This window comes from Stenotrophomonas sp. YJH_SMC_101-4 (genome assembly GCF_059370395.1).
In genome coordinates, this window is record NZ_JCAFTP010000002.1 from 867,227 (window position 1) to 889,672 (window position 22,446).

Here is a 22,446-nt window from a genome sequence, read left to right on the forward strand (position 1 = left end):
GCCGCACGCGGCTTGGGGGCGCCCGCAACGGGCGCCTCTGCACTTCCCACGGACGGGAGACCGGAAATGAAAGCCCCCAGCACTGATACCGGCCGCCTCGCCCAGGCCTCGATCCTGGCGGTGCTGGCGGCAGGCATGCTGCCGGCCCAGCTGTTTGGCGGCCTGTTGTTCGCGCTCGAATTCAGGCGTACGCCGATGCCTGCGCTCACCGGTGGTGGGCTGATGTTCGTACTGGCCGTCTGCAATGCCATCGCGGTGTTGCTGCCGATGGCGCTGATCCTGCAGTCTCAGCAGCGCCTGCGCCGGGCCGGCTTCGTGCTGGTCGGCTTCGGGCTGGGCGCGCTGGCCATGGCCACCTGCGCCTGGCCGGGGGAAAACCAGGGGCCCTGGCTGCAGCGCCTGCGCTACGTCGATACCTTCGATGTGATCAGCTATGCCCTGCAGGTGCTGGCCGCGGGAGGCTTCGGGCTGGTCGCCGGGCTGGCCTTCCATACGGTGTTCCGGCTGTCTCTGGAAGGCAGTTCCGGGCACGCAGCGCCGCCGCCGCCGGGGGAGGGCACCTGAACAGCCTTCAGCGTCCTGCTGCAGCCCCCTGACGATGGTCAAGCGGGTGCTAGAATCCGCTCTTTCCTTTGCCGTTGCAGCGCCCCCATGCACCTGTCCCTGCTCAAGACCAAGATCCACCGCGCCACCGTCACCCATTCCGAGCTGAACTACGAAGGCTCGATCGCCATCGATGACAACCTGCTGGCTGCCACCGGCATCCGCGAGTTCGAACAGGTGCACATCTGGGACGTGACCAACGGTGCGCGCTTCTCGACCTATGCCATCCGCGCCGAAGCCGGCAGCGGCGTTGTCTCGCTCAACGGTGGCGCCGCGCGCCACGTGCAGGTCGGTGACATCATCATCATCGCCGCGTTCGCCAGCATGACCGAGCAGGAAGCTGACAGCTTCAAGCCGAAGCTGGTGTACGTTGATGGCAAGAACCAGATCACCCACACCAACGACACGATCCCGACCCAGGCCGCATGACAACGAACAACGGATTCGACTCGCTGCATTCCCATGCCCAGCGCCTGAAGGGCGCAAGCATCCCCAGCCTGCTCGCCGCCGAACCCGGCCGCGTGCAGGATCTGGCGCTGCGGGTCGGTCCGTTGTACGTCAACTTCGCCCGGCAGAAATACGATGCCGCGGCGCTGCAGGCATTGCTGGCTTTGGCCGCCGAGCGTGATGTCGGCGGTGCCATCACCCGCCTGTTCCGTGGCGAGCAGGTCAATCTGACCGAACGTCGCGCCGCGCTGCACACCGCGCTGCGTGGCGATGTGGTCGATGCGCCGGTGGCAGCCGAGGCCTATGCCACCGCGCGCACGATCCGCCAGCGCATGGGCGTGCTGGTGCGCGCGCTGGAAGACAGCGGCGTCACCGACGTGGTCAGCGTCGGCATCGGCGGTTCCGATCTCGGTCCGCGCCTGGTCGCCGATGCGCTGCGCCCGGTCAGCGGTGCGCGATTGCGCGTGCATTTCGTGTCGAACGTGGACGGCGCCGCCATGCAGCGCACGCTGGCTACGCTGGATCCGGCGAAGACCGCCGGCATCCTGATCTCCAAGACCTTCGGCACGCAGGAAACCCTGCTCAACGGCCAGATCCTGCACGACTGGCTGGGGGGCAGCGAGCGCCTGTATGCAGTCAGTGCCAATCCGGAACGTGCCGCCAAGTCCTTTGCCATCGCCGCCGATCGCGTGCTGCCGATGTGGGACTGGGTGGGTGGCCGTTATTCGCTGTGGTCGGCGGTCGGTTTCCCGATCGCGCTGGCGATCGGCTTCGAGCGCTTTGAACAGTTGCTGGAAGGCGCGGCGCAGATGGATGCGCATGCGCTGGATGCACCGCTGGAGCGCAACCTGCCGGTGCTGCACGGCCTGACCGACATCTGGAACCGCAACCTGCTGGGCCATGCCACGCACGCGGTGATGACCTACGACCAGCGCCTGGCGCTGCTGCCGGCCTACCTGCAGCAGCTGGTGATGGAAAGCCTGGGCAAGCGCGTGCAGCGTGACGGACAGCCGGTCACCACCGACACCGTGCCGGTGTGGTGGGGCGGGGCGGGCACCGATGTGCAGCACAGCTTCTTCCAGGCGCTGCACCAGGGCACCAGCATCGTTCCGGCCGATTTCATCGGCTGCGTGCACAACGATGATCCCTACACGATCAATCATCAGGCGCTGCTGGCCAACCTGCTGGCACAGACCGAGGCGCTGGCCAACGGCCAGAGCAGCGACGACCCGCACCGCGATTATCCGGGCGGCCGCCCGAGCACGCTGATCCTGCTCGACGCGCTGACCCCGCAGGCGCTGGGCGCACTGATCGCCATGTACGAACACGCTGTGTACGTGCAGTCGGTGATCTGGAACATCAATGCCTTCGACCAGTTCGGTGTCGAGCTTGGCAAGCAGCTGGCCAGTGGCCTGTTGCCGGCGCTGCAGGGTGAGGATGTGGCGATTGCCGATCCGATGACCCGCGAGATCCTGGCGCAGCTGAAGGGCTGACCCGGCCTGCGGATGTGCCGGCGCCGGCCGGCCATCCCATGCCTCTCCGGTTGCCTTCGATCCGGTCGCGCATGAAGGCCGCGCGGCCACGCATTCCGTCCCGTTTCCGCGCTGCGCATGCAGCGCTTCCGCGTGCCTGCCGCAGCGCAGCTTGACTGTGCATTGCGTGCCAATGCAGTGTGCACGGGCGGCTGTACCTGTCATCCAGTATCGCTCGCAGCATGATGTTGATGCCAGGGACTGGCCGTATCCGAAGGAACGTGGAATCGATCCACGTTCTCAACGCCTCATGTTGTGAATGACAGGAGATTGCGAATGGATCTGAATGACGATGTTGTGTCCGGCTGGCTCAACGGCGCGGACGATGTGGATGGATGCGCCAACCCTGCGGGTTCGCTGTTCATCTATGGCGCTGGGGCCACCGAGTCCGCGCTCACGTCGGCCTCCGACACCCTGATCACGGGTGGCGGTACCGAATGCACCACCACGATGTCGGTGGTCAATCACTGCCTGTGCTGTTGATGTAGCCCGAGCCGGCACGCAGCGGCTTGCGCTGCGTCCCGGCGACTGGAACAGACTCTGGACACTTTGCAGGGGGCGTAATGACCGCTTCTCCGGCTGCGGCCGCGTTTGCGCGCATCACCGAACATTTCCTTGCCGAGGCGCGCGCCGCGTTGGCGGCTGGCCTGCATGACCCCGCCATCGATCTGCGGCCGGACGAGCGCGCGCTCCTGCATGAGCAGGGCGATGCGGCGCTTCGTGAACATGCCCAGCTCAAGCTCAACCGCGTGCTGTTGCTGGAACTGCATGCGGCCGCGCGCGGTGGTGACATCGGCCCGCTTGAGGGCGCCGGTGCGCTGGACGAATTCGTGGCCCTCGCCACCGGCGAGGGCTTCCATGAGCATCTGCAGCGACGCTACCCGGTGCTGCTGCCGCGGCTGTCGCGCATGCTCGAAGGACAATGTGCGGCCGTGGTGGAGCTGGCCGCGCGCATCGGCCGTGATCGTGCGCTGCTGACGGACCTGCTCGGCAGTCCGGCAGGATCGCTGCGTGCCGTGTCGCTGGGGCGCGGTGACCTGCACGGTGGCGGACGGACCGTGGCGCGGTTGCAGTTCGACGGCGGTACGCTGATGTACAAGCCGCGCTCGCTGCGTATCGATGCCACGCTTGATGGCCTGCTTGCCGCCGTCTTCGGCGAGGGCCCTGGCCGGGTACGCGTGCCGCACGTGGTGGATCGTGGCAGCCACGGCTGGGCCGCATTTGCCGCGCACCGCTATTGTTCCGGTGACGAGGAGCTGCGGGCCTATTACCGCGGTCTCGGCCACTGGCTGGCCATCCTGCGCCTGGTGGGCGGGACCGACATCCACCTGGAGAACCTGATCGCGGTCGGGCCGGTGCCGGTGGTGGTCGACGCCGAAAGCGTGTTCTCGCAGGTCATCGACGTCGAACCCTCCGGTCTGGGCGATGCCTACGACACGGCCGTCAAGCTGATGCGCAATTCGGTGCTGCGGACCGGTATCGTGCCGTTCCGCACCACCGGCCTCGGCATGGAAGGCGTGGACCTGTCCGCCGCCGGCGCACTGCCGGGCGAGCAGCCGCGCGTGCAGGTGCCGGTGATCATCGAAGACGGGACGGCGCCGGCGCGGCTGGGCCTGGTCGAGGCAGAGGTCGCCATCGCACAGAACCATCCAAGCCCGCAGCCGGATGTTTCGTTGTACTGGGACCACATCAGCGAGGGTTTCGTCGATGCCAGCGGGCGCCTGCGTGCGCTGGATGCCAGGGGCGAACTGATGCCGTTGCTGGCCGGCTTCGAAGGCTGTCAGGTGCGCGACGTGCGGCGGCCGACAATGGCCTATGCAGAGCTCGGGCGGATGCTCTGGCATCCAGCCTCGCTGCACAACGAAGCCCAGGCGGTTGAACGCGCGATCGATCTGCTGGTGCGCAATGCGGCGGTGTCACCGGCTGCGCCATCGGACCTGGACACCGTCCGTAGCGAAGTGGATGACCTGCGCCACGGTGACATTCCGATCTTCACTTCGCAGCTGGACGCAGCGCGCATCCGCTCCATCGCCGACAACTGGCGTGCGATGCGTATCGACCTGGAAGACGTGACCATCCGCAGCACGCTGGTGGCCACCGATCTGAACCAGCATGCGCTGGCCCGCGCCGAGGCCCGGTCGGGCTACAGCTACGCGGCGCGGCAACCGCGCGCGGACGATCTGGATCAGCGCCGACGTACGCTGGCGGCACGTGCGGTGGAGAATCTTCTGCGGCTTGCCGTGCATGGTGAAGACGGTTCGATGACCTGGATCACGCCCGAGGTGACGCGTACCGGGTGGACGGTTCAGCCCGTGCAGCCTGACCTGTACTTCGGGCTGGGAGGCATCGCTTTCGCGCTGGCCGCCTACCGTCGCGAAGTGGAGCAGGGGCGCGCCGACGCCGTGGCGGGGCTGGATCCGGCCATCGAGGGCGCCATCGCGGTGTTCCAGACCATGTGCGAACGGCATCCCGCCGAGATTGATGGCGGATTCGTCGGTACGGGTTCCCAGATCTGGACACTGCTGGCACTGCACGATCTGCTGCAGCGGCCAGCCTTGCTGGCGTTGGCCGAGCACTGCGCGGACGCGGCGGAACGCCGCGGCTTCCAGGGGCTGGTGAAATTCGAACTCATTGATGGCGTGTCGGGCATGATCCTGCCGTTGCTGGCGCTCGCCGAGGCCACCGGCAATACGCGGTGGCTGGCATTGGCGGCTGCAGCGGGGCGCCGCATGCAGGAAGCGGCGATCGTCGATGCCGACGGCGCACGCTGGCCGACGCCACAGTTCCGAGAGCCGATCGGTGGCTTCGGCCACGGTGCGATGGGCATGGGCTGGGCGCTGGCACGGCTGGCGCGTTCGGATGCCGGCAGCGTGCCTGAGCGAGCGGCCTGGCGGCAGTTGGCTGAAGGAGCGTTTGCGTTCCAGGCGGCGCTGTTCGAACCGCATACCGGGCACTGGCGTGACATCCACCTGCAGGATGGGCAGAAGAACTTCCCGACCTGGTGCCATGGCAGCGTTGGTATCGGTCTGGCGGCGGCGGATCTGTATGCCCGCACCGGCGATCCCGCGCAGTTGCGTGACATGCGGCGGGCTGTGGCCGACGCGCGCGGCAAATGGGGGTTCAGCCACACCCTGTGCCACGGCGATGTGTCCACCCGGGAGCTGCTGGTGCTGGCGGCTGCGCTGGATCCGGAAGGATGTCCCTATCCGCAGGATGAGGCGGCCATCGAGATCGTTTCTTCGATCGAGGAGCACCGGGGCATGGTCGGCGGACTGACCCGCGCAGCCTTTACTCCGGGCCTGATGATCGGCCTGGCAGGTGCGATCTATGGCTTCCTGCGCATGCATCCGGCCTGCGCGCTGCCGTCGCCGTTGCTGCAGGAGACGTCAGCGTCGCCGGTCGATGCGTCGGCGTCGCGTTCCAGCGCCGCGCAGGACCGAGCGGTGCTGGCCGAGGTCTGAGCCGGACGGGGCCGGTCGCGATCAACGGCTGGGATCGCGCTCCGGGCTCGGCCGCTTGGCCAGCTTGCGCTGCAGCGAACGCCGGTGCATGCCGAGCAGGCGCGCTGCCGCGGACACGTTGCCACCGGTCTCATGCATCGCCTGCTGGATGTGTTCCCACTGCAGGCGGCTGATCGGCGTCATCGCGTCCGGTACTTCCATTTCGCCATCGTCGGCCGGGCCGTCATCTTCCTCGCCGAGGGCGCGCAGGATCATCGGCACCGTGGCCGGCTTCGGCAAGTAGTCGTCGGCGCCGAGCTTGATCGCCTCCACGGCGGTGGCGATGCTGGCGTAGCCGGTCACCAGCAGGATGCGCATGTCCGCGCGCAGCCCGCGCAGTGGTTGGATCAGTGCCAGGCCGGAATCGCTGCCCAGCTTCAGGTCAATCAGTGCGAACGCCGGTGGATGCTGGCGGGCCAGTGCCAGTGCACTGGCGGCGTCCTGCGCGGTCTGGGTTTCCAGCCCCTTGCGGGCCAGGCTGCGCTGCAGGGTGCGCAGGTACAGTTCGTCGTCGTCGACCAGCAGGCCGAGTGTTGAGGTGCTCATGGGGTTTCCTCGCGTGGGGCCAGCGGCAGGCGGAAGCCGACGCGGCTGCCGGCGCCCTGGGCCGGGCGCATCCACATCTCGCCGTCGAGGCGTTCGATGGTGGCATGGGACAGGGCCAGGCCGACGCCCATGCCCTCGCTTTTGCTGCTGCCGAACAGCTTGCCCGGCAGCACGGCAGCACGGGCGTCGAAGCCATGGCCATAGTCGCGTACTTCGCCGATCAGGTCGTTGCCTTCGATGCGCAGGTCCAGGTCCACGCGCGGCCGGCCGGCCTGTTCGCCGGCATCCGCGGCATTGTTGAGCAGGACCATCAGCAGATGGCCCACGCCGGGATCCAGCGGCAGCCGCAGCGGTGCATCGTCGTTGCGGTGCAGATCGATGGTCGGACGCACCAGTCGCCACTGTTCCAGCACCTGCTGGGCCGTGGATACCGCCCGGCCCGGGCCGTCCGCCGAGGCCGGTGCGGCCAGCGCCAGCACACGCTCGCGGCACTGCACCAGCAACTCGCGCAGGGTTTCCATGTCCTCGCGCACTTCCGGCTCTTCACTGCGCTCGGCCACGTCGTCGGCGAGCAGGGTCATGGTGGCCAGCGGTGTATTCAGTTCGTGCGCCACCGACGCGGCATGGGTCGCCAGGGCGACGATGCCCTCGTTGCGGGCGAAGCGTTCGCGCAGCGCCGACAGTTCCAGTTCGCGCTGGCGCAGCGCCAGTGCCAGGCGGGTGGAGAAGGCCAGCACCACTGCGGCGGAAATCAGGAAATTGGCGACCACGCCCCAGCGGTTGAGGTCCTGCGCACGGAAATAGCCATCCGGCAGCGACTGGCCGAAGATGCCGCTGGCGGCGTAGCCGAGCAGGCAGGCCAGCGCGACCGCCAGCGCCCAGCGCAGGGGCAGGGCGAAGGCGGCCAGTGCGATCAGGATCAGGAACAGTGAACTGAACGGGTTGGCCATGCCACCGCTCCAGCCCACCATCCAGGTCAGGATGATTACGTCCACCAGGATGTGGCCGAACGCGGTCAGTGGCGCGGTGTCGGCCGCTTCCGGGCGCAGTTGGGTATAGACGTTGAACAGGGTCAGCACGGCCACGCCGGCCCACAGCGGCAGCTGCGGCAACGGCAGGCCCAGCACCCAGGTGGCGACCAGGATGGTGGCGGCCTGGCCACCTACGGCAAGCCAGCGCAGGCTGCACAGGGTTCGGAGAAACGGGGCGTCGGGACCGGTCATTCACGCTCATCCTATGCGTTCACGCGTGACCGTGCCTGCGACAATCGGCCGCAGCCGTGCCGCCGGCTGAATGCGAGTCACCCGGAATGCGGGAGCGGGCGGTAGAATGCGCCCATGCACGACGCCGTCACCCGCCCGACTCCCCCCTCCGATGCCACCTCCTGGCCCCGCCGCCAGACCCATGCCGTGCAGATCGGCGGGGTCACCGTAGGTGGAGGCAAGCCGGTGGTGGTGCAGTCGATGACCAACACCGACACGTCCGACGTGGCCTCCAGCGTGAAGCAGGTGGCCGAGCTGTGGCGTGCCGGTTCGGAAATGGTGCGTTTGACCGTCAACACCGTTGAAGCCGCTGCGGCGATCCCGCGCATCGTCGACAAGCTGGCGATGATGGGCATCGACGTGCCGCTGATCGGTGACTTCCATTACAACGGCCACCAGTTGCTGACCGCCGAACCGGCGTGTGCCGAAGCGCTGGCCAAGTACCGCATCAACCCGGGCAACGTCGGCTTCGGCAAGAAAAAGGACCTGCAGTTCGCCCAGCTGATCGAGTTCGCGATCCGCTACAACAAGCCGGTGCGCATCGGCGCCAACTGGGGCTCGCTGGACCAGGCCCTGGCGGCGAAGCTGATGGACGAGAACAACCTGCGCGAACAGCCCTGGGACGCCGGTCGCGTGCTGCGCGAGGCGCTGATCCGCTCGGCGCTGGATTCGGCCGAGCAGGCAGTGGAACTCGGCCTGCCGCGCGACCGCATCGTGCTGTCGGCCAAGGTCAGCGGCGTGCAGGAACTGATCGCGGTGTATCGCGACCTGGCCCAGCGCTCGGACTTCGCCCTGCACCTGGGCCTGACCGAGGCCGGCATCGGCAGCAAGGGCATCGTCGCCTCGTCCGCGGCGCTGAGCGTGCTGCTGCAGGAAGGCATCGGAGACACCATCCGCATCTCGCTGACCCCGGAACCGGGCCAGTCGCGCACGCAGGAAGTGATCGTCGCCCAGGAACTGCTGCAGACCACCGGCCAGCGTGCCTTCACGCCGCTGGTCACGGCCTGCCCGGGCTGCGGCCGCACCACCTCCGAGTTCTTCCAGGAGCTGGCCAAGGTGGTGCAGAACCACGTGCGCGAGAAGATGCCGCTGTGGAAGATCCAGCACCCGGGTGCAGAGAACATGACCCTGGCGGTGATGGGCTGCATCGTCAACGGGCCGGGTGAGTCGCGCCATGCCAACATCGGCATCTCGCTGCCGGGCACGGGTGAAACGCCTGCAGCGCCGGTGTTCGTCGATGGCGAGAAGAAGGTGACCCTGCGTGGCGACAACATCGCCCAGGAGTTCGTCGCCCTGATCGACGATTACGTCGAACACACGTATGTCCGAAGCGCCGGATAAGCCTGCGATCCTCGCTGCACCGGAGTCCGCCTCCGGCTTCCGCCACTGGATGGCGCGCAACGCCTGGCGCCTGGTCCTGCTGTTCGGCGGTGTGTTGCTGCCGCTGGCCGGCTTCGTCGCCCTGGCTGACGAGGTGCACGAGTTTGAATCGTTCCATTTCGACGCGCCGCTGCTGTGGCAGATGCATGGCCTGCATTCGCCGCTGCTGGACCGCTTCTTCGTGCTCATCTCCAAACTGGGCTACGAATGGTTCCTGATCCCGGCCGACGTGCTGATCATCGGCGCGCTGCTGGGCTACCGGCGTTGGCGCGAGGCCACCTTCGTGGCGGTCAGCTTCGTCGGCTCGGCGCTACTGAACATGGGCAGCAAGCACTTCTTCCAGCGCCAGCGCCCCAGCCTCTGGGAATCGATCGCGCCGGAATCGACGTTCAGCTTCCCCAGCGGCCACGCGATGGGCTCGATGACCCTGGCGGTGACCCTGGTACTGCTGGCCTGGAACACCCGCTGGCGCTGGCCGGTGCTGCTGCTGGCGCCGGCATTCAGCCTGCTGGTCAGCGTGTCCCGGGTCTATCTGGGGGTGCATTACCCCTCCGATATCCTGGCCGGGTGGTGTGCCGCGCTGGTTTGGGTGGTAGGGTGCTATCTGGTCATGTTCAGTCGCCGGCACCCCTGGCGACGTCACGGCCCGCCGCCAGCGAAGGCCAGCGAAGCATCATCACAGGGGGATTGACGTGGATGGCCCTTGAGGGACGTCTACGTGATAGATCAGTTGTTTCGTTGCAGCAGGTTCTGCAAGACAGGGGGCAAGCACAACGCGCGGTACTGTGATGCGCAAGGCAGATTGCCGGGGTCGCATTCCGAACGCGCTTGCAGGGGTATCGGCACCCCACCTAGCTTGACCTGCAATGGCCGCATTCGAAGAGGTACGTGAATGACGATTCGAGTCTACCTGGTGGATGACCACGCGCTGGTCCGCACCGGGATGAAGATGATTCTGTCGGGGGAAACCGACATCGAGGTGGTGGGCGAAGCCGAGACCGGCGAGGACGCGCTGCGCGAGGTCCGCCAGCTGCTGCCGGACGTAGTGCTGTGCGACCTGCATCTGCCGGGTGTGAGCGGCATGGAAGTGACTGAGCGCATCGTGCGCAGCCACCGCAATACCCGCGTGGTGATCGTGTCGGTGCTGGAAGATGGCCCGCTGCCGAAGCGGCTGCTCGAAGCTGGTGCTGCCGGCTACATCGGCATGGGCTGCGATGCGCAGGAACTGCTGCGCGCGGTGCGCGACGTGGCCGGTGGCCGTCGCTACCTGGGTACCAGCATCGCGCAGAACCTGGCGCTATCGACGGTGGAAGGCAACGGTTCGCCGTTCGACAGCCTGTCGCCGCGCGAGCTGGAAGTGGCGTTGCTGCTGACCCAGGGCCTGCGCCAGGAAGACATCGCCCGCCGTCTGAGCCTGAGCGCGAAGACGGTGAACACGCATAAGGCGCGGTTGTTCGAGAAGATGGGGATCCACGACAACATCGCGTTGGCGCGGATGGCCAGCCAATACGGGCTGGTGGATCCGGCACGGCCGCTGTAAGGGATTCGGCCAACGGCTGAGCCCCTCGCGGTGGTGGTTCGGTTGGATTCTGGGGGATGGCCGGGCGGATGGGTTGAGCAGGGGACGCTGCAAGTACGTCCCTGTAAGCTCGGTCGCCGCATCCATGCGGCTCACGCCCCTGCACAACCCATCCGCCCGGCCACGGACAGTTTCCGTGCGCGTCCACCGCGGAATGAAGAAGGAAGAGCGGGAGCGGGTCGCGCGCTTTGCGCGCTCGTAGCTTGGAGTCGGATCCCTTTCCCGACGGGAAAGGGCTCTGACCCCGATCCTCTTGTCAGTGGCCGCGCACGCGCTTGATGATCTTGGCGGCGTCGGTGGCGCTGGCGCGCACCTTGTCCCATTCGCCATTGGCGATCCAGTTGCCCGGCACCATCCACGAACCGCCGATGCAGACCACGTTCTTCTGCTCGAGGTACTCGGCGGCGGTGTTTTCGGTGATGCCGCCGGTCGGGCACAGCTTCAGGTCGGCGACCGGGCCGGCCAGGCCCTTGATCATCGCCAGGCCACCCACGGCCGTGGCCGGGAACAGCTTGCACACGCGGAAGCCGCGCGCATAGAGCGACAGAAGCTCGGTCGGCGTGGCCGCACCCGGCACCACCGGTAGCGGCGCAGCGGCCAACGCATCGGCCAGCGCCGGCGGCGTACCCGGCGTCACCAGGAAGTCCGCGCCCGCATCGATCGACTGCTGCATCTGCTCCACGGTCAGCACCGTGCCCGCGCCCACCACCACATCCGGCAGCTCGCGCTTGAGCATCGCCAGCGCTTCCATCGCCACCGGTGTCCGCAGCGTCAGCTCGATGGCCGGCAGGCCACCTTCCAGCAGCGCCGCACTGACCGCCCGCGCCTGGTCCAGCGTATGAATCGTCACCACCGGCAGGATGCCCGCCGCATGCAACAGCTCCGCCGCCTTCACCTGATGTTGTTCGATACCCATGCTTTTGCCCTTGCCTTTGCTCTTCTTGATTCAGTGGCCGCAGCGCAGATGACGCGCCGGGAATTGTCCAAGGGCAGTAGAGCGCCCTGGCGGGGACCGTGAGCGGCATGGATGCCGCGATCGAGCCCCCATGGATGGGTTTACGGCGTGTCCCGGCCAGGGCGCTCTACTGCCCAGGCCGGGAAGCCTGCCGCGGCTTTTCGCTTCAGGCGTCCTTCGCCTCATGCGGTGCCGCCGCCGCCGCGGCATCATGTCCCAGCTCGTACTCCGCGTCGTAATCCCACGGCCCACCATCGGCCGCCGCCGGCCCACACGAAATCGAAATCGCCCCCTGGTCCGCCGGACCCACCATGCGACGGTTGATCGCAAACAGATTGCGGCCCAGGTCATGCGCGGCCGGCGCGGTGTTCGGCGCCAGCGGACGTGCTGCCCATTCCGCCGCATCCACCAGCACTTCCAGCGTGCCGGCCTCGCCATCCAGGCGGATCATGTCGCCTTCGCGCACTTTGGCCAGCGGGCCACCGCGCGCCGCTTCCGGCGTCACGTGGATCGCCGCCGGAATCTTGCCCGAGGCGCCGGACAGGCGGCCGTCGGTGACCAGTGCCACACGCCGGCCCTGGTTCTGCAGCAGGCCCAGCAGCGGCGCCAGCGAATGCAGTTCGGGCATGCCGTTCGCACGCGGGCCCTGGTATCGCACCACCGCCACAAAATCCTGCGGCAGCAGGCCACCGGCGTGCAGCTTGTTCAAAACCTGTGGTGCATCCACCACCACCGCCGGTGCTTCGATCGTGCGGTACTGCGGCTTCACCGCCGACAGCTTGATCAGCGACTTGCCCAGGTTGCCGCGCAGCAGGCGCAGGCCGCCCTGGTGTTCGAACGGGTTGTCGACACCGCGCACTACTTCGTCATCGGCGCTGCGTTCCAGGCCCGGCAGATAGACCAGCTGGCCGTCGCGCAGCTGCGGCTCGCGCGCATAGTCGGCCATGCCGCCACGCGCGACGCTCACGAGGTCGCCGTGCATCAGGCCCGCCTTGATCAGCTCGCCGAACACGAACGCCGGGCCGCCGGCCGCAGCGAAGCGGTTCACGTCGGCGTCGCCGTTCGGATAGACGCGGGCCAGCAGCGGGATCAGCTGCGACAGCTCGTCGAAGTCGTCCCAGGTCAGCACGATGCCGGCGGCGCGTGCCACGGCGATCCAATGGATGGTGTGATTGGTCGACCCACCGGTTGCCATCAGCGCGATGACCGCGTTGATGATCGCGCGCTCGTCGATGATCCGGCCCAGTGGACGGAAGTCATCGCCCAGCGCGGTGATGTCCAGCGCACGTTCGGTGGCTTCGCGGGTCAGTGCATCACGCAGCGGCGTGCCCGGGTTGACGAACGACGCACCCGGCAGCTGCACGCCCATCGCTTCCAGCAGCACCTGGTTGGAATTGGCGGTGCCGTAGAAGGTGCAGGTGCCAGCGCCGTGGTACGACGCGGACTCGGCTTCCAGAAGCTCTTCGCGGGTGGCTTCGCCGGCGGCGTAGCGTTCGCGCACTTCGGCCTTCTGCTTGTTCGGAATGCCCGGGGTCATCGGGCCGGCCGGCACGAACACCGCCGGCAGGTGGCCGAAGGCCAGTGCGCCGATCAGCAGGCCCGGCACGATCTTGTCGCACACACCGAGGTAGACGGTGGTGTCGAACATGTCGTGGCTGAGCCCGATGGCGGTCGCCTGTGCGATCACATCGCGCGAGAACAGCGACAGTTCCATGCCGCCTCGGCCCTGGGTGACGCCGTCGCACATCGCCGGCACGCCGCCGGCCACCTGTGCGGTGGCGCCCAGCTCGCGGGCGATCTCGCGGATCTGCTCGGGATAGGTCTCGAACGGCTGGTGCGCCGACAGCATGTCGTTGTAGGCGGTGATGATGCCCAGGTTCGGCGTCACGCCACCGCGCAGGCGGCTCTTGTCGGTGCCGCCACAGGCGGCGAATCCGTGGGCGAGGTTGCCGCAGCTCAGGCGGCTGCGGAACGGGCCCTCACGCAGGGAGGCATCGATCGCGGCCAGATAGGCGGCACGCGAGGCGGCGCTGCGGCGGATGACACGCTCAGTGATGGCTTGCAGTTGCGGATGGAGGCTCATTGGCTACCGGCGTTCGTGGTGGCGAGAGGCAAGCGGCGGCGCGGCGCCGCCGCCGACATCAATCAGCCCAGTGCACGCGCAGGCGCGCGCCGTCCAGGTTGATTGCATTGAGGATCGGGTACTGCTGGGCGTCGTTGCTGTCCAGCGCCTGGCGCAGCACCTGCAGCTTCTGCTTGCCGCGCAGCAGCAGCAGGCGCTGGCGGCACTGGCCCAGCCCGTGCGGGGTCAGCGTGATGCGCAGCGGCCACTGGTTCGCGCCCGGGCAGCCGGTGGCGTCCAGTGCCGCGTAGGGCAGGGTGCTTTCCAGTGCGCGGGCCAGGTCCTTCGAGCCCGGGAACAGCGAGGCGGTGTGGCCGTCGTTGCCCATGCCCAGTGCCACCAGGCTCGGCGGCTGGCTGTGCTGGGCCTGCAGGTTGGCGGTGTAAACGCATTCCGGCAGCGGCTTTCCGATCCGTACCAGCGGATCGAAATGCGCACCTTCGGCGCGCTTGAGCAGGTGCTCGCGCACCAGCCAGGCGTTGCTGTCGCGATCCTGCGGCGACAGCCAGCGCTCGTCGGCCAGGCTCACTTCCACCCGGTCCCAGTGCACGTCCAACTCGGCCAGCGCCTGGTAGACCGGCGCCGGCGTGGTGCCGCCGGACAACAGGATGCGGGCGCGGCCCACTTCGTTGATGTCGTGGTTGAGGGTCTGCGCCATCTCGGCGGCCACTGCCTCGATCCAGCCATCGGCATCGCCGTGGCTGATGAACTCGATGCGGTCGTCGTGGAAGGTGGGACTCATGCGGCAACTCCAGGTGCGTCACGTTCGGCGTCGGCGGCATAGGCGGCGGCGCCCAGCAATCCGGCGTGGGGATGCATCACGGCCAACGAGGGAACGCGCGCCATAATCGAAGAGAACCGCCCCTTGTGTTCGAAGCGCTGGCGGAAACCAGAGTGCTGCAGCGAATCGAGCATCTTCGGAGTCAGACCGCCGGTCAGGAATACGCCATCCCAGGCACCCTGGGTCAGTACCAGGTCGCCGGCAATGGCGCCGAACACCGCGCAGAACACGTCCACAGTGCGCATTGCCTGCGGATCGCCATGCAGGGCACGGGCGGTCACGTCCACCGGCTGCAGCTGGCCGGGATCGATACCGGCCATCTCGCACACCGCGCGATGGATGTTGACCAGGCCGGGGCCGCAGATCAGTCGCTCGTTGGAGACGCGGCCGAACTGCTCGGACAGGATTTCCAGGATGCGGATCTCCTCCGGGGTTCCCGGCGGGAAGCTGACATGGCCGCCTTCGGTTTCCAGCGGATAGCAGCGTCCGTGGCGCAGGATCAGGCCACCGACACCCAGGCCGGTGCCCGGACCGATCACCGCGTAGTTGCGCGGCTGGCCCGGCTTGCCCGGCACCCAGGCGGCACCGCCAACCTGGACCACGTCATCGGGCTGCAGCAGTGAAATCGCCATCGCCTGTGCGGCGAAATCGTTGATCAGGTGCAGTTCGTCGAACCCGAGCATCGCTGCGGTGCGGCTGCGCGAGATCACCCACGGATGGTTGGTGATGCGCGCTTCGTCACCATCAACGCGACCGGCCACTGCGAACACGCCGCGGCTGGCGGTGGCGCCGATCTGTTCCAGATGGTGGCGCGCGGCATCACCCAGCGATGGGAACTCCGCCACCGCGTACTCGCGGATGCTGTCCTTCTGCAGCGGTGCGTCCTGCGAGGTGTCGGCCAGGGCGAAGCGGGCGTTGGTGCCGCCGATGTCGGCGACCAGCACCGGCTGCGAGCTGGCACTCATGCCGAGGCTCCGCTGTCCGGCGCGTCCACGCCCTGCGGCAGGAACTCGCCCGCATTGCTCGGGCCCCATTGGCCGGCGGGGTAGGGCTCCAGCGGCAGCTTGGCGTCCTTCCAGGCATCGGCCACGCTGTCGATCCACGCCCAGGCGGCGCGCACTTCGTCATCGCGCACGAACAGCGTGTGGTTGCCGTTGAACGCATCCAGGAACAGGCGCTCATACGCGATGCGGCGGTGCAGGCCGGTCGGCACCGACAGCTCCAGCTCCAGCGGGTGCAGTTCCAGCGCGCCCCATTCCGGGCCGGCCAGGCTGCTCATCAGGCCCAGTTCGATGTTTTCCTGCGGCTGCAGCTGGAACACAAGGCGGTTCGGTGCGGCCTGCGCGCGCTGCGGGCGCTCGAACAGCCAGTGGGTGACCGGCTTCAGCGTGACCACCACGCGGGTGGTGCGCTCGGGCAGGCGCTTGCCGGTGACCAGGTGGAACGGCACGCCGCTCCAGCGCCAGTTGTCGATGTGCGCGGTGACACCGGCGAAGGTCTCCACGTCGCTGCCTTCCGGCGGCTGGTAGGCCTGGGCCGGCTGGCCGTTGATGGTGCCGGCGGTGTAGCGGCCGCGGATGCTGTCACGCGCGGCGTGCTTGGCATCAAGCGGACGCAGGGCACGCAGCACCTTGACCTTCTCGTCGCGGATGCGGTCGGCTTCCAGCGACGCCGGCGGTTCCATCGCCACCATGCACAGCAGCTGCAGGATGTGGCTCTGCACCATGTCGCGCAGCGCGCCGGAGCGGGCGTAGTAGGCGTCGCGGCCATCCACGCCTTCGCTCTCGGCCACCAGGATGTGCACCGATTCGATGTAGTTGCGGTTCCACACTGCCTCCAGCAGCGTATTGCCGAAGCGCAGCGCGATCAGGTTCTGCACTGCCGCCTTGCCCAGGTAGTGGTCGAGGCGGAACACGCGGTCCTCGTCGATCCACTGGCCGATGGTAGAGATGATCTCCTCGGCGCTCTCGCTGTCGCTGCCGATCGGCTTCTCCAGCATCAGGCGTGCCGGTGCGGCAAGTGCGCCGCCCTTGGCCAGGCCTTCGCAGGTGGAGATGTACAGACCCGGCGGGATGGCCAGGTAGCTGACGCACTTGCGGTGCACCAGGTCGGAGACCGCGGCGGCAACCGAGTCGACGTCGCGCAGGTCCACCGAACGGTAGTCGATGCGGCGCAGCAGGGCACTGATGTCGTCCTGCGTGGCCATCGGCATGGCCTGCTGCAGGCGCGGGCGCAGGATGTCATGGAAGGCTTCGGTGTCATGCCCGGACAGGGCCAGCGCACGGATACGGAAGTCCTCCGGCAGCAGGCCGTCGCCAAGCAGGCGAAGCAGCGAAGGGAACAGGTAGCGCTGGGCCAGATCACCTGTGGCACCGAACAGGAAGAGGGTGTCGTGCATCGCTCGAGTTTCAGATCCGGGTGACATCGTTGTCAATCGCTTCATGGCTGGGTTCGGGGGACATCCGCGCAACTGCCTGTCCGAGGTTCGTCAGGGGCGATCTCCGGGGTAGCGGGAGACCGTTCCATTCGAAACCACTGCTCCGGCGGAAGCTTCGTTCCACCGCCGACGCAGATCGGTGCGCACCGATCATCGGATAGTGCCACGTGAAAACGTTTACATGGCAGAATGGGCAACTGTATTCGATTGCAGTGCTCGCCGTCATGCCGCAAGCGCGCAATCATCACTGCCATCGGGAGGGCCGAGGCAGTCCCAAAAGACAGCCCGGCTTCGGGCGGACCGGATAGGTGATATGGCAAAAGTGCAGTTGCAGGGTGTGCGCAAGGTCTATGACAACGGCCAGGTCGCGGTGAAGGACGCCAGTTTCGAGGTCGCCGATGGCGAGCTGATGGTGCTGGTCGGTCCGTCCGGCTGTGGCAAGTCGACCCTGCTGCGGATGGTGGCTGGCCTTGAAGAAATCAGCGGCGGCACGCTGACCATCGGTGATCGCGTGGTCAACGACGTGGCGCCGAAGGATCGCGACATCGCGATGGTGTTCCAGAGCTACGCGCTGTATCCGCACATGACCGTGGCCGAGAACCTGGCCTTCGGCCTGAAGCTGCGCGGGCATGACAAGGCGACCATCGACAAGCGCATCGCCGAAGCGGCGCAGACGCTGGGCCTGACCGAGATGATGGACAAGCTGCCCAAGGCGATGTCCGGCGGCCAGCGCCAGCGTGTTGCGCTGGGCCGGGCGCTGGTGCGCGAGCCGGCGGTGTTCCTGCTCGACGAACCGCTGTCCAATCTGGATGCCAAGCTGCGCCACAGCGTGCGCACCGAAATCGCGCAGCTGCATCGCAAGCTGGGCACCACCATGATCTACGTGACGCACGACCAGGTTGAAGCGATGACCCTGGGCCAGCGCATCGTGGTGCTGAAGGACGGCATCATCCAGCAGATCGATACGCCGATGGCGCTGTACGACCGCCCGGCCAACCTGTTCGTGGCTGGTTTCCTCGGCAGCCCGGCGATGAACGTGCTGCGTGGCACGCTGCAGGGCGATGCCGGTGGCGTGACCGTGGTCGACGGCGAATGGCGTGTACCGCTGGGTCAGGCCACGATCGATCCGGCGTGGTTGCAGAAGCCGATCGCGGTGGGTGTGCGGCCGGAGCACCTGCAGCCGGCGGCCGCCGATGATGCGCATGCGTTCACTGCGCGCATCGAAGGCATTGAGCCGGTCGGCAACGAGATCTTCGTCAACCTCAGCAGTGGCCAGCATGCGCTGACCATGCGCGTGGCGCCGCAGGCGCTGCCGGCGGTGGGCGAGCAGATCCGCGTGGCGATCCACCCGCAGGGGTTGCATTTCTTCAACCCGGAAACCGGCGAGCGGCTCTGACTCTGTAGAGCCGAACCCACGCTCGGCTGCTTCGTTGCGGTGCGGACCAACGGTCCGCACCCACCATGGCGGCGGTAGCGCCGGGCCGTGCCCGGCGTGAATCTCAGCGCGCCAATCCATCCAGTAGCGGCACACGCTGCGCCACCGCACCACCCACCTGCAGCTCGGCGTCGCTAACCTCCAGCGGCAGCACCGCCAGCGCCAGTTCACCGGCCACGCTGGCAATCGTGCCCAGCGCTGCGCCGTCCTGTTGCACGCCATCGCCGGCCTGCGCCGGTGCTGCGGCATGCAGCAGCTGCACCGCGCGCTTGGCCTTGCCGAGGAAGTGGGTGCGCGCGACGATTTCCTGGCCGGGATAGCAGCCCTTCTTCACGCTGTAGCCGTTCAGGCGGTCCAGGCCCAGCTGCTGGGGGGTCCACACTTCGCGCTGGCTTTCTTCCAGTCGCGGCAACCCGTAGCGCAGGTCGGCCTGGCGCCAGGCCAGGGCGAAAGCGGCCTCATCGGTTTCGCTGCCGGCGGCAAATGCATCAGCTGCGCCAATGCGCAGGGTGCGCGGCAGCGCATCGCTGCCCAGGTCAAGTTCCCAGCCGTCCGCTGCGGCGTGCGCAATCGCGGCGTTGCTGGCGGCTTCGGGCGCGGTGAAGGCGCCGGCCACCGCCAGATCGCTGCGCACCTGCACCTTCACCTTGCGACGGAACACGAAGCGCTGCAGTTGCGACGCAATCGCATCGGCATCGCCGTCGGCCAGCACCAGCATCACGTGGTCGTCGGCCAGCCGAAGCAGCTGGAACACCGCCAGGGTGCGGCCTTTTGCGCTCAGCCAGGCGCTCCACTGCCAGTGCAGCAGGGGCAGGGCAGTGACGTCGCCGCTGAACTGGGCGTGGGCGAAAACGGCCGCATCCGTGCCCTGCAGGCTCAGCAACTGGTGGCCGGGCAGGCGCGGATATCCGACGAAAGCAGGGGGCAGGTTGTCAGGCACGTGAACGAGGTCTAAAATTTGTGCGTTGCGAGACCGAACATGATAGGCCAAACAACCCCCACTCCCGACGACGAATCTGAAGCCCCGCTGGTCCCCGCGGCACCCGTGCCCGTGGAACAGGAAAAAGCAGAGGAATTCGGCGGCCGCGGCGGACTTGATCCGGTGCGGTATGGCGATTGGGAGAAAAACGGACGCTGCATCGATTTCTGATCAGCATTGAGCCAACGCGGCCGTGTGCCGCCCAGCCGAGACAACGAGCCCAGCGAATGGCGACCAGACAACGCCCACTTTCCCCGCACCTTCAGGTGTATCGCTGGCAGATTCAGATGGCCACCTCGATCCTGCATCGAGCCACTGGCGTCTTTCTGTCTGTTGGTGCCCTCATCATCGCCGCCGGCCTGCTGGCCCTGATGATGGGGCCCGAGTCCTGGAACTGCTTCACCGGCCATGCCGGGGCCTGGTATGGCCGCGTGTTCCTGTTCGCGTGGACATGGTCGTTCGCCTATCACCTGTGCAATGGCATCCGCCACGTGGTGCAGGACTTCGCTATCGGCTTCAGCATCCCCGCCTTCATCCGCAGCAGCTGGCTGTCGGTCACCGGCAGCCTGGTGATCACCCTGCTGGTGTGGGCCTATGTGATGTTCGGAGGTGCCGCGTGAGCAAGTTCCGTACCCCGCTGAAGAACGTGCGCGGCCTTGGCTCGGCCAAGACCGGCACCGAGCACTTCGTGCACCAGCGCCTGACCGCCGCCGCGCTCGTGGTGCTGGGCATCTGGTTCCTGGTCTTCGTGCTGGGCCTGCTGGGCTCGGACTACGCGACCGCCGCCGCCGCCGTGGCCAAGCCGTGGAACGCAGTGCCGCTGATCGGCCTGCTGATCGCCATGTTCTGGCACGCGCAGCTCGGCATGCAGGTCGTGCTGGAAGACTACATCCACGAATCGCTGCTGGCCCTGGTGCTGCAGACCGCGGTGAAGTTCGTCGCCGTGCTCGGCATGATCGTCAGTGTGTTTGCGGTGGGCCGCATCGCCCTCGGCGTTGCCTGAGCCCAGGCACCAACACAGGAATCCAGATTAGATGTCCGCTTACAAGATCACCGAACACAAGTACGACATGGTCGTGGTCGGCGCCGGCGGCGCCGGCCTGCGCGCCACGTTCGGCCTGGCCGCCAAGGGCCTGCAGACCGTGTGCCTGACCAAGGTCTTCCCGACCCGTTCGCACACCGTTGCCGCCCAGGGTGGTATCTCGGCCGCACTCGCCAACATGGGCGAGGACGACTGGCGTTACCACTTCTTCGATACCATCAAGGGTTCGGACTGGCTGGGCGACCAGGACGCCATCGAATACATGTGCCGTGAGGCCATCCCGGCCATCATCGAGCTCGAACACTACGGCGTGCCGTTCTCGCGCACCGCCGAAGGCAAGATCTACCAGCGTCCGTTCGGTGGCATGACCACCAAGTACGGTGAAGGCCCGGCGGCGCAGCGTACCTGCGCGGCGGCCGACCGTACCGGTCATGCGATGCTGCACACCCTGTACCAGCAGTCGCTGAAGCACGACGCGCGCTTCATGATCGAGTACTTCGCGCTCGACCTGATCTTCGACGAGGAAGGCGCCTGCCGCGGCGTGCTGGCCCTGGACATGTCCGATGGCACGCTGCATCTGTTCCGCGCCCAGGGCGTGGTGCTGGCCACCGGCGGCTACGGCCGTGCCTACTTCAGCGCCACGTCGGCGCATACCTGCACCGGCGACGGTGGCGGCCTGGCCATGCGTGCCGGCATCGCCATGCAGGACATGGAGTTCGTGCAGTTCCACCCGACCGGCATCTACGGCGCCGGCTGCCTGATCACCGAGGGTGTCCGCGGTGAAGGTGGCATCCTGCGCAACAGCAGTGGCGAGCGCTTCATGGAGCGCTATGCACCGCACTACAAGGATCTGGCCTCGCGCGACGTGGTCAGCCGTTCGATGACGATCGAGATCCGCGAAGGCCGCGGCGTCGGCGAGCACAAGGATCACATCCTGCTCGACCTGACCCACCTCGGCCCGGGCGTGATCGACGACAAGCTGCCGGGCATCGCCGAAAGCGCCCGCATCTTCGCCGGCGTCGACGTGCACAAGCAGCCGATCCCGGTCATCCCGACCGTGCACTACAACATGGGCGGCATCCCGACCAACTACCACGGCGAAGTGGTGCAGAAGGTCGGCGACAACGACAATGCCGTAGTGCCGGGCCTGTACGCGATCGGTGAAGCGGCCTGCGTCTCCGTGCACGGCGCCAACCGACTGGGCTCGAACTCGCTGCTGGACCTGGTGGTGTTCGGCCGTGCGGTGGCCAACCGCTGCGCCGAGACCATCAAGCCGGGCGCGTCGCACAAGCCGCTGGCGTCTGATGCCTGCGACAAGGCGCTGGGCCTGCTGGACAAGCTGCGCCACGCCAACGGCGATACCCCGACCTCGGTCATCCGCGATCGCATGCAGCGCACCATGCAGGCCGACGCCGCCGTCTTCCGTACCAGCCAGACGCTGAAGGAAGGCTGCGAGAAGATGGACAAGATCTTCGATTCGTTCCAGGACGTGAAGGTCTCCGACCGTTCGCTGGTGTGGAACTCGGACCTGATCGAGACCTACGAGCTGAACAACCTGCTGCTCAACGCGGTGGCGACGATCAACTCGGCCGAACAGCGCAAGGAAAGCCGCGGCGCGCATGCGCACGAGGACTTCCCGGACCGCGACGACGTCAACTGGCAGAAGCACACCCTGGTCAGCGTCGACGAGAAGGGCAAGTGCAGCTTCGACTACCGTCCGGTGCACATGTACACGTTGACCGATGACGTGTCCGTGGTGCCGCCGAAGCCGCGCGTGTACTGATCCGACCCCGCCTAACATGCAATCCGCGCCTTCGGGCGCGGGCCGCCTGAGCCAACGAGAGCA

Annotated in this window: 21 protein-coding genes; 13 read left to right on the top strand and 8 right to left on the bottom strand. The window is 67.3% G+C overall.

What is annotated here, in order from left to right; genetic code table 11:
* Positions 1 to 66 precede the first annotated feature (66 nt).
* From AC5P8D_RS10315 to AC5P8D_RS10335, 5 genes are all read left to right on the top strand, one after another.
* Positions 67 to 564, top strand: coding sequence for a hypothetical protein (locus AC5P8D_RS10315; RefSeq protein WP_049453343.1), 498 nt, complete (start codon positions 67 to 69; stop codon positions 562 to 564).
* Between the two features lie 87 nt (positions 565 to 651).
* Positions 652 to 1,032, top strand: coding sequence for an aspartate 1-decarboxylase (gene panD / locus AC5P8D_RS10320; RefSeq protein ID WP_005409061.1), 381 nt, complete (start codon positions 652 to 654; stop codon positions 1,030 to 1,032).
* Positions 1,029 to 2,543 carry a glucose-6-phosphate isomerase gene (gene pgi / locus AC5P8D_RS10325; protein WP_414614563.1) on the top strand — a complete coding sequence of 505 codons (1,515 nt, stop codon included), beginning with the start codon at positions 1,029 to 1,031 and terminating at the stop codon, positions 2,541 to 2,543. Before panD ends, pgi begins: the two co-directional genes overlap by 4 nt.
* A gap of 315 nt (positions 2,544 to 2,858) precedes the next feature.
* The gene (locus tag AC5P8D_RS10330; protein WP_049483047.1) at positions 2,859 to 3,065 is read left to right on the top strand and encodes a DUF6229 family protein; all 207 of its coding nucleotides are present in this window, start codon (positions 2,859 to 2,861) and stop codon (positions 3,063 to 3,065) included.
* A gap of 80 nt (positions 3,066 to 3,145) precedes the next feature.
* On the top strand, positions 3,146 to 6,043 hold the full coding sequence (locus AC5P8D_RS10335) for a type 2 lanthipeptide synthetase LanM family protein (RefSeq protein ID WP_414614562.1): 2,898 nt from the start codon (positions 3,146 to 3,148) through the stop codon (positions 6,041 to 6,043).
* 21 nt (positions 6,044 to 6,064) lie between these two features.
* Here AC5P8D_RS10335 and AC5P8D_RS10340 read toward each other — a convergent pair whose 3' ends face one another.
* Positions 6,065 to 6,628 (bottom strand): response regulator transcription factor, encoded by a 564-nt coding sequence (locus tag AC5P8D_RS10340; RefSeq protein WP_495203292.1) that lies wholly within the window; start codon positions 6,626 to 6,628, stop codon positions 6,065 to 6,067.
* Complete coding sequence (locus AC5P8D_RS10345) at positions 6,625 to 7,851, bottom strand: ATP-binding protein (protein ID WP_495203293.1); 1,227 nt, start codon at positions 7,849 to 7,851, stop codon at positions 6,625 to 6,627. Before AC5P8D_RS10345 ends, AC5P8D_RS10340 begins: the two co-directional genes overlap by 4 nt.
* Positions 7,852 to 7,965: 114 nt before the next feature.
* On the opposite strand from AC5P8D_RS10345, the gene ispG reads away from it, so the two are divergent.
* From ispG to AC5P8D_RS10360, 3 genes are all read left to right on the top strand, one after another.
* The gene (gene ispG, locus AC5P8D_RS10350) at positions 7,966 to 9,231 is read left to right on the top strand and encodes a flavodoxin-dependent (E)-4-hydroxy-3-methylbut-2-enyl-diphosphate synthase (RefSeq protein WP_010484321.1); all 1,266 of its coding nucleotides are present in this window, start codon (positions 7,966 to 7,968) and stop codon (positions 9,229 to 9,231) included.
* On the top strand, positions 9,212 to 9,961 hold the full coding sequence (locus AC5P8D_RS10355; protein ID WP_010484323.1) for a phosphatase PAP2 family protein: 750 nt from the start codon (positions 9,212 to 9,214) through the stop codon (positions 9,959 to 9,961). Before ispG ends, AC5P8D_RS10355 begins: the two co-directional genes overlap by 20 nt.
* Positions 9,962 to 10,162: 201 nt before the next feature.
* Entirely contained in the window at positions 10,163 to 10,810 is a 648-nt protein-coding gene (locus AC5P8D_RS10360) for a response regulator (RefSeq protein ID WP_495203294.1), read from the top strand.
* Between the two features lie 295 nt (positions 10,811 to 11,105).
* Here AC5P8D_RS10360 and eda read toward each other — a convergent pair whose 3' ends face one another.
* The 5 genes from eda to zwf all read right to left on the bottom strand — a co-directional run bounded on the left by eda (position 11,106) and on the right by zwf (position 17,105).
* Entirely contained in the window at positions 11,106 to 11,765 is a 660-nt protein-coding gene (eda, locus tag AC5P8D_RS10365) for a bifunctional 4-hydroxy-2-oxoglutarate aldolase/2-dehydro-3-deoxy-phosphogluconate aldolase (RefSeq protein ID WP_043402561.1), read from the bottom strand.
* Positions 11,766 to 11,970: 205 nt separating this feature from the next.
* Positions 11,971 to 13,887, bottom strand: a complete 1,917-nt coding sequence (edd, locus tag AC5P8D_RS10370) for a phosphogluconate dehydratase (protein ID WP_010484327.1) — start codon at positions 13,885 to 13,887, stop codon at positions 11,971 to 11,973.
* Between the two features lie 58 nt (positions 13,888 to 13,945).
* Positions 13,946 to 14,668 carry a 6-phosphogluconolactonase gene (gene pgl / locus AC5P8D_RS10375; protein ID WP_010484329.1) on the bottom strand — a complete coding sequence of 241 codons (723 nt, stop codon included), beginning with the start codon at positions 14,666 to 14,668 and terminating at the stop codon, positions 13,946 to 13,948.
* Positions 14,665 to 15,672 carry a glucokinase gene (gene glk, locus AC5P8D_RS10380; RefSeq protein ID WP_010484331.1) on the bottom strand — a complete coding sequence of 336 codons (1,008 nt, stop codon included), beginning with the start codon at positions 15,670 to 15,672 and terminating at the stop codon, positions 14,665 to 14,667. Before glk ends, pgl begins: the two co-directional genes overlap by 4 nt.
* Positions 15,669 to 17,105: a glucose-6-phosphate dehydrogenase gene (zwf, locus tag AC5P8D_RS10385; RefSeq protein WP_010484333.1), complete on the bottom strand. Its 1,437-nt coding sequence runs from the start codon at positions 17,103 to 17,105 to the stop codon at positions 15,669 to 15,671. Before zwf ends, glk begins: the two co-directional genes overlap by 4 nt.
* 352 nt (positions 17,106 to 17,457) lie before the next feature.
* Between zwf and AC5P8D_RS10390 the strand changes: the two genes are divergently transcribed.
* On the top strand, positions 17,458 to 18,540 hold the full coding sequence (locus AC5P8D_RS10390) for an ABC transporter ATP-binding protein (RefSeq protein ID WP_272774465.1): 1,083 nt from the start codon (positions 17,458 to 17,460) through the stop codon (positions 18,538 to 18,540).
* A 103-nt stretch (positions 18,541 to 18,643) separates the two neighbouring features.
* Here the strand turns inward: AC5P8D_RS10390 and ygfZ are convergent, their stop codons facing one another.
* Entirely contained in the window at positions 18,644 to 19,519 is an 876-nt protein-coding gene (gene ygfZ / locus AC5P8D_RS10395; protein WP_049453353.1) for a CAF17-like 4Fe-4S cluster assembly/insertion protein YgfZ, read from the bottom strand.
* A gap of 39 nt (positions 19,520 to 19,558) precedes the next feature.
* On the opposite strand from ygfZ, the gene AC5P8D_RS10400 reads away from it, so the two are divergent.
* Genes AC5P8D_RS10400 through sdhA form a run of 4 tightly spaced genes read left to right on the top strand, consistent with a single transcriptional unit; the run spans position 19,559 to position 22,383 of the window.
* On the top strand, positions 19,559 to 19,729 hold the full coding sequence (locus tag AC5P8D_RS10400; RefSeq protein ID WP_005409075.1) for a DUF1674 domain-containing protein: 171 nt from the start codon (positions 19,559 to 19,561) through the stop codon (positions 19,727 to 19,729).
* 56 nt (positions 19,730 to 19,785) lie between these two features.
* On the top strand, positions 19,786 to 20,178 hold the full coding sequence (gene sdhC, locus AC5P8D_RS10405; protein ID WP_005409076.1) for a succinate dehydrogenase, cytochrome b556 subunit: 393 nt from the start codon (positions 19,786 to 19,788) through the stop codon (positions 20,176 to 20,178).
* A complete protein-coding gene (gene sdhD / locus AC5P8D_RS10410) occupies positions 20,175 to 20,561 on the top strand; it encodes a succinate dehydrogenase, hydrophobic membrane anchor protein (RefSeq protein ID WP_005409077.1) in 387 nt (128 codons plus the stop codon). Before sdhC ends, sdhD begins: the two co-directional genes overlap by 4 nt.
* A gap of 31 nt (positions 20,562 to 20,592) precedes the next feature.
* Positions 20,593 to 22,383: a succinate dehydrogenase flavoprotein subunit gene (sdhA, locus tag AC5P8D_RS10415; protein WP_010484342.1), complete on the top strand. Its 1,791-nt coding sequence runs from the start codon at positions 20,593 to 20,595 to the stop codon at positions 22,381 to 22,383.
* Positions 22,384 to 22,446 lie beyond the last annotated feature (63 nt).

What these genes read in the sequence shown, in the direction of transcription:
- AC5P8D_RS10340 (WP_495203292.1), bottom strand. Translation starts at nt 6,628, where the DNA reads ATGAGCACCTCAACACTCGGCCTGCTGGTCGACGACGACGAACTGTAC.
- pgi (WP_414614563.1), top strand. Translation starts at nt 1,029, where the DNA reads ATGACAACGAACAACGGATTCGACTCGCTGCATTCCCATGCCCAGCGC.
- glk (WP_010484331.1), bottom strand. Translation starts at nt 15,672, where the DNA reads ATGAGTGCCAGCTCGCAGCCGGTGCTGGTCGCCGACATCGGCGGCACC.
- sdhA (WP_010484342.1), top strand. Translation starts at nt 20,593, where the DNA reads ATGTCCGCTTACAAGATCACCGAACACAAGTACGACATGGTCGTGGTC.
- AC5P8D_RS10335 (WP_414614562.1), top strand. Translation starts at nt 3,146, where the DNA reads ATGACCGCTTCTCCGGCTGCGGCCGCGTTTGCGCGCATCACCGAACAT.
- AC5P8D_RS10330 (WP_049483047.1), top strand. Translation starts at nt 2,859, where the DNA reads ATGGATCTGAATGACGATGTTGTGTCCGGCTGGCTCAACGGCGCGGAC.
- zwf (WP_010484333.1), bottom strand. Translation starts at nt 17,105, where the DNA reads ATGCACGACACCCTCTTCCTGTTCGGTGCCACAGGTGATCTGGCCCAG.
- eda (WP_043402561.1), bottom strand. Translation starts at nt 11,765, where the DNA reads ATGGGTATCGAACAACATCAGGTGAAGGCGGCGGAGCTGTTGCATGCG.
- AC5P8D_RS10390 (WP_272774465.1), top strand. Translation starts at nt 17,458, where the DNA reads ATGGCAAAAGTGCAGTTGCAGGGTGTGCGCAAGGTCTATGACAACGGC.
- panD (WP_005409061.1), top strand. Translation starts at nt 652, where the DNA reads ATGCACCTGTCCCTGCTCAAGACCAAGATCCACCGCGCCACCGTCACC.
- ispG (WP_010484321.1), top strand. Translation starts at nt 7,966, where the DNA reads ATGCACGACGCCGTCACCCGCCCGACTCCCCCCTCCGATGCCACCTCC.
- pgl (WP_010484329.1), bottom strand. Translation starts at nt 14,668, where the DNA reads ATGAGTCCCACCTTCCACGACGACCGCATCGAGTTCATCAGCCACGGC.
- AC5P8D_RS10400 (WP_005409075.1), top strand. Translation starts at nt 19,559, where the DNA reads ATGATAGGCCAAACAACCCCCACTCCCGACGACGAATCTGAAGCCCCG.
- sdhC (WP_005409076.1), top strand. Translation starts at nt 19,786, where the DNA reads ATGGCGACCAGACAACGCCCACTTTCCCCGCACCTTCAGGTGTATCGC.
- AC5P8D_RS10315 (WP_049453343.1), top strand. Translation starts at nt 67, where the DNA reads ATGAAAGCCCCCAGCACTGATACCGGCCGCCTCGCCCAGGCCTCGATC.
- AC5P8D_RS10360 (WP_495203294.1), top strand. Translation starts at nt 10,163, where the DNA reads ATGACGATTCGAGTCTACCTGGTGGATGACCACGCGCTGGTCCGCACC.
- AC5P8D_RS10355 (WP_010484323.1), top strand. Translation starts at nt 9,212, where the DNA reads ATGTCCGAAGCGCCGGATAAGCCTGCGATCCTCGCTGCACCGGAGTCC.
- edd (WP_010484327.1), bottom strand. Translation starts at nt 13,887, where the DNA reads ATGAGCCTCCATCCGCAACTGCAAGCCATCACTGAGCGTGTCATCCGC.
- AC5P8D_RS10345 (WP_495203293.1), bottom strand. Translation starts at nt 7,851, where the DNA reads ATGACCGGTCCCGACGCCCCGTTTCTCCGAACCCTGTGCAGCCTGCGC.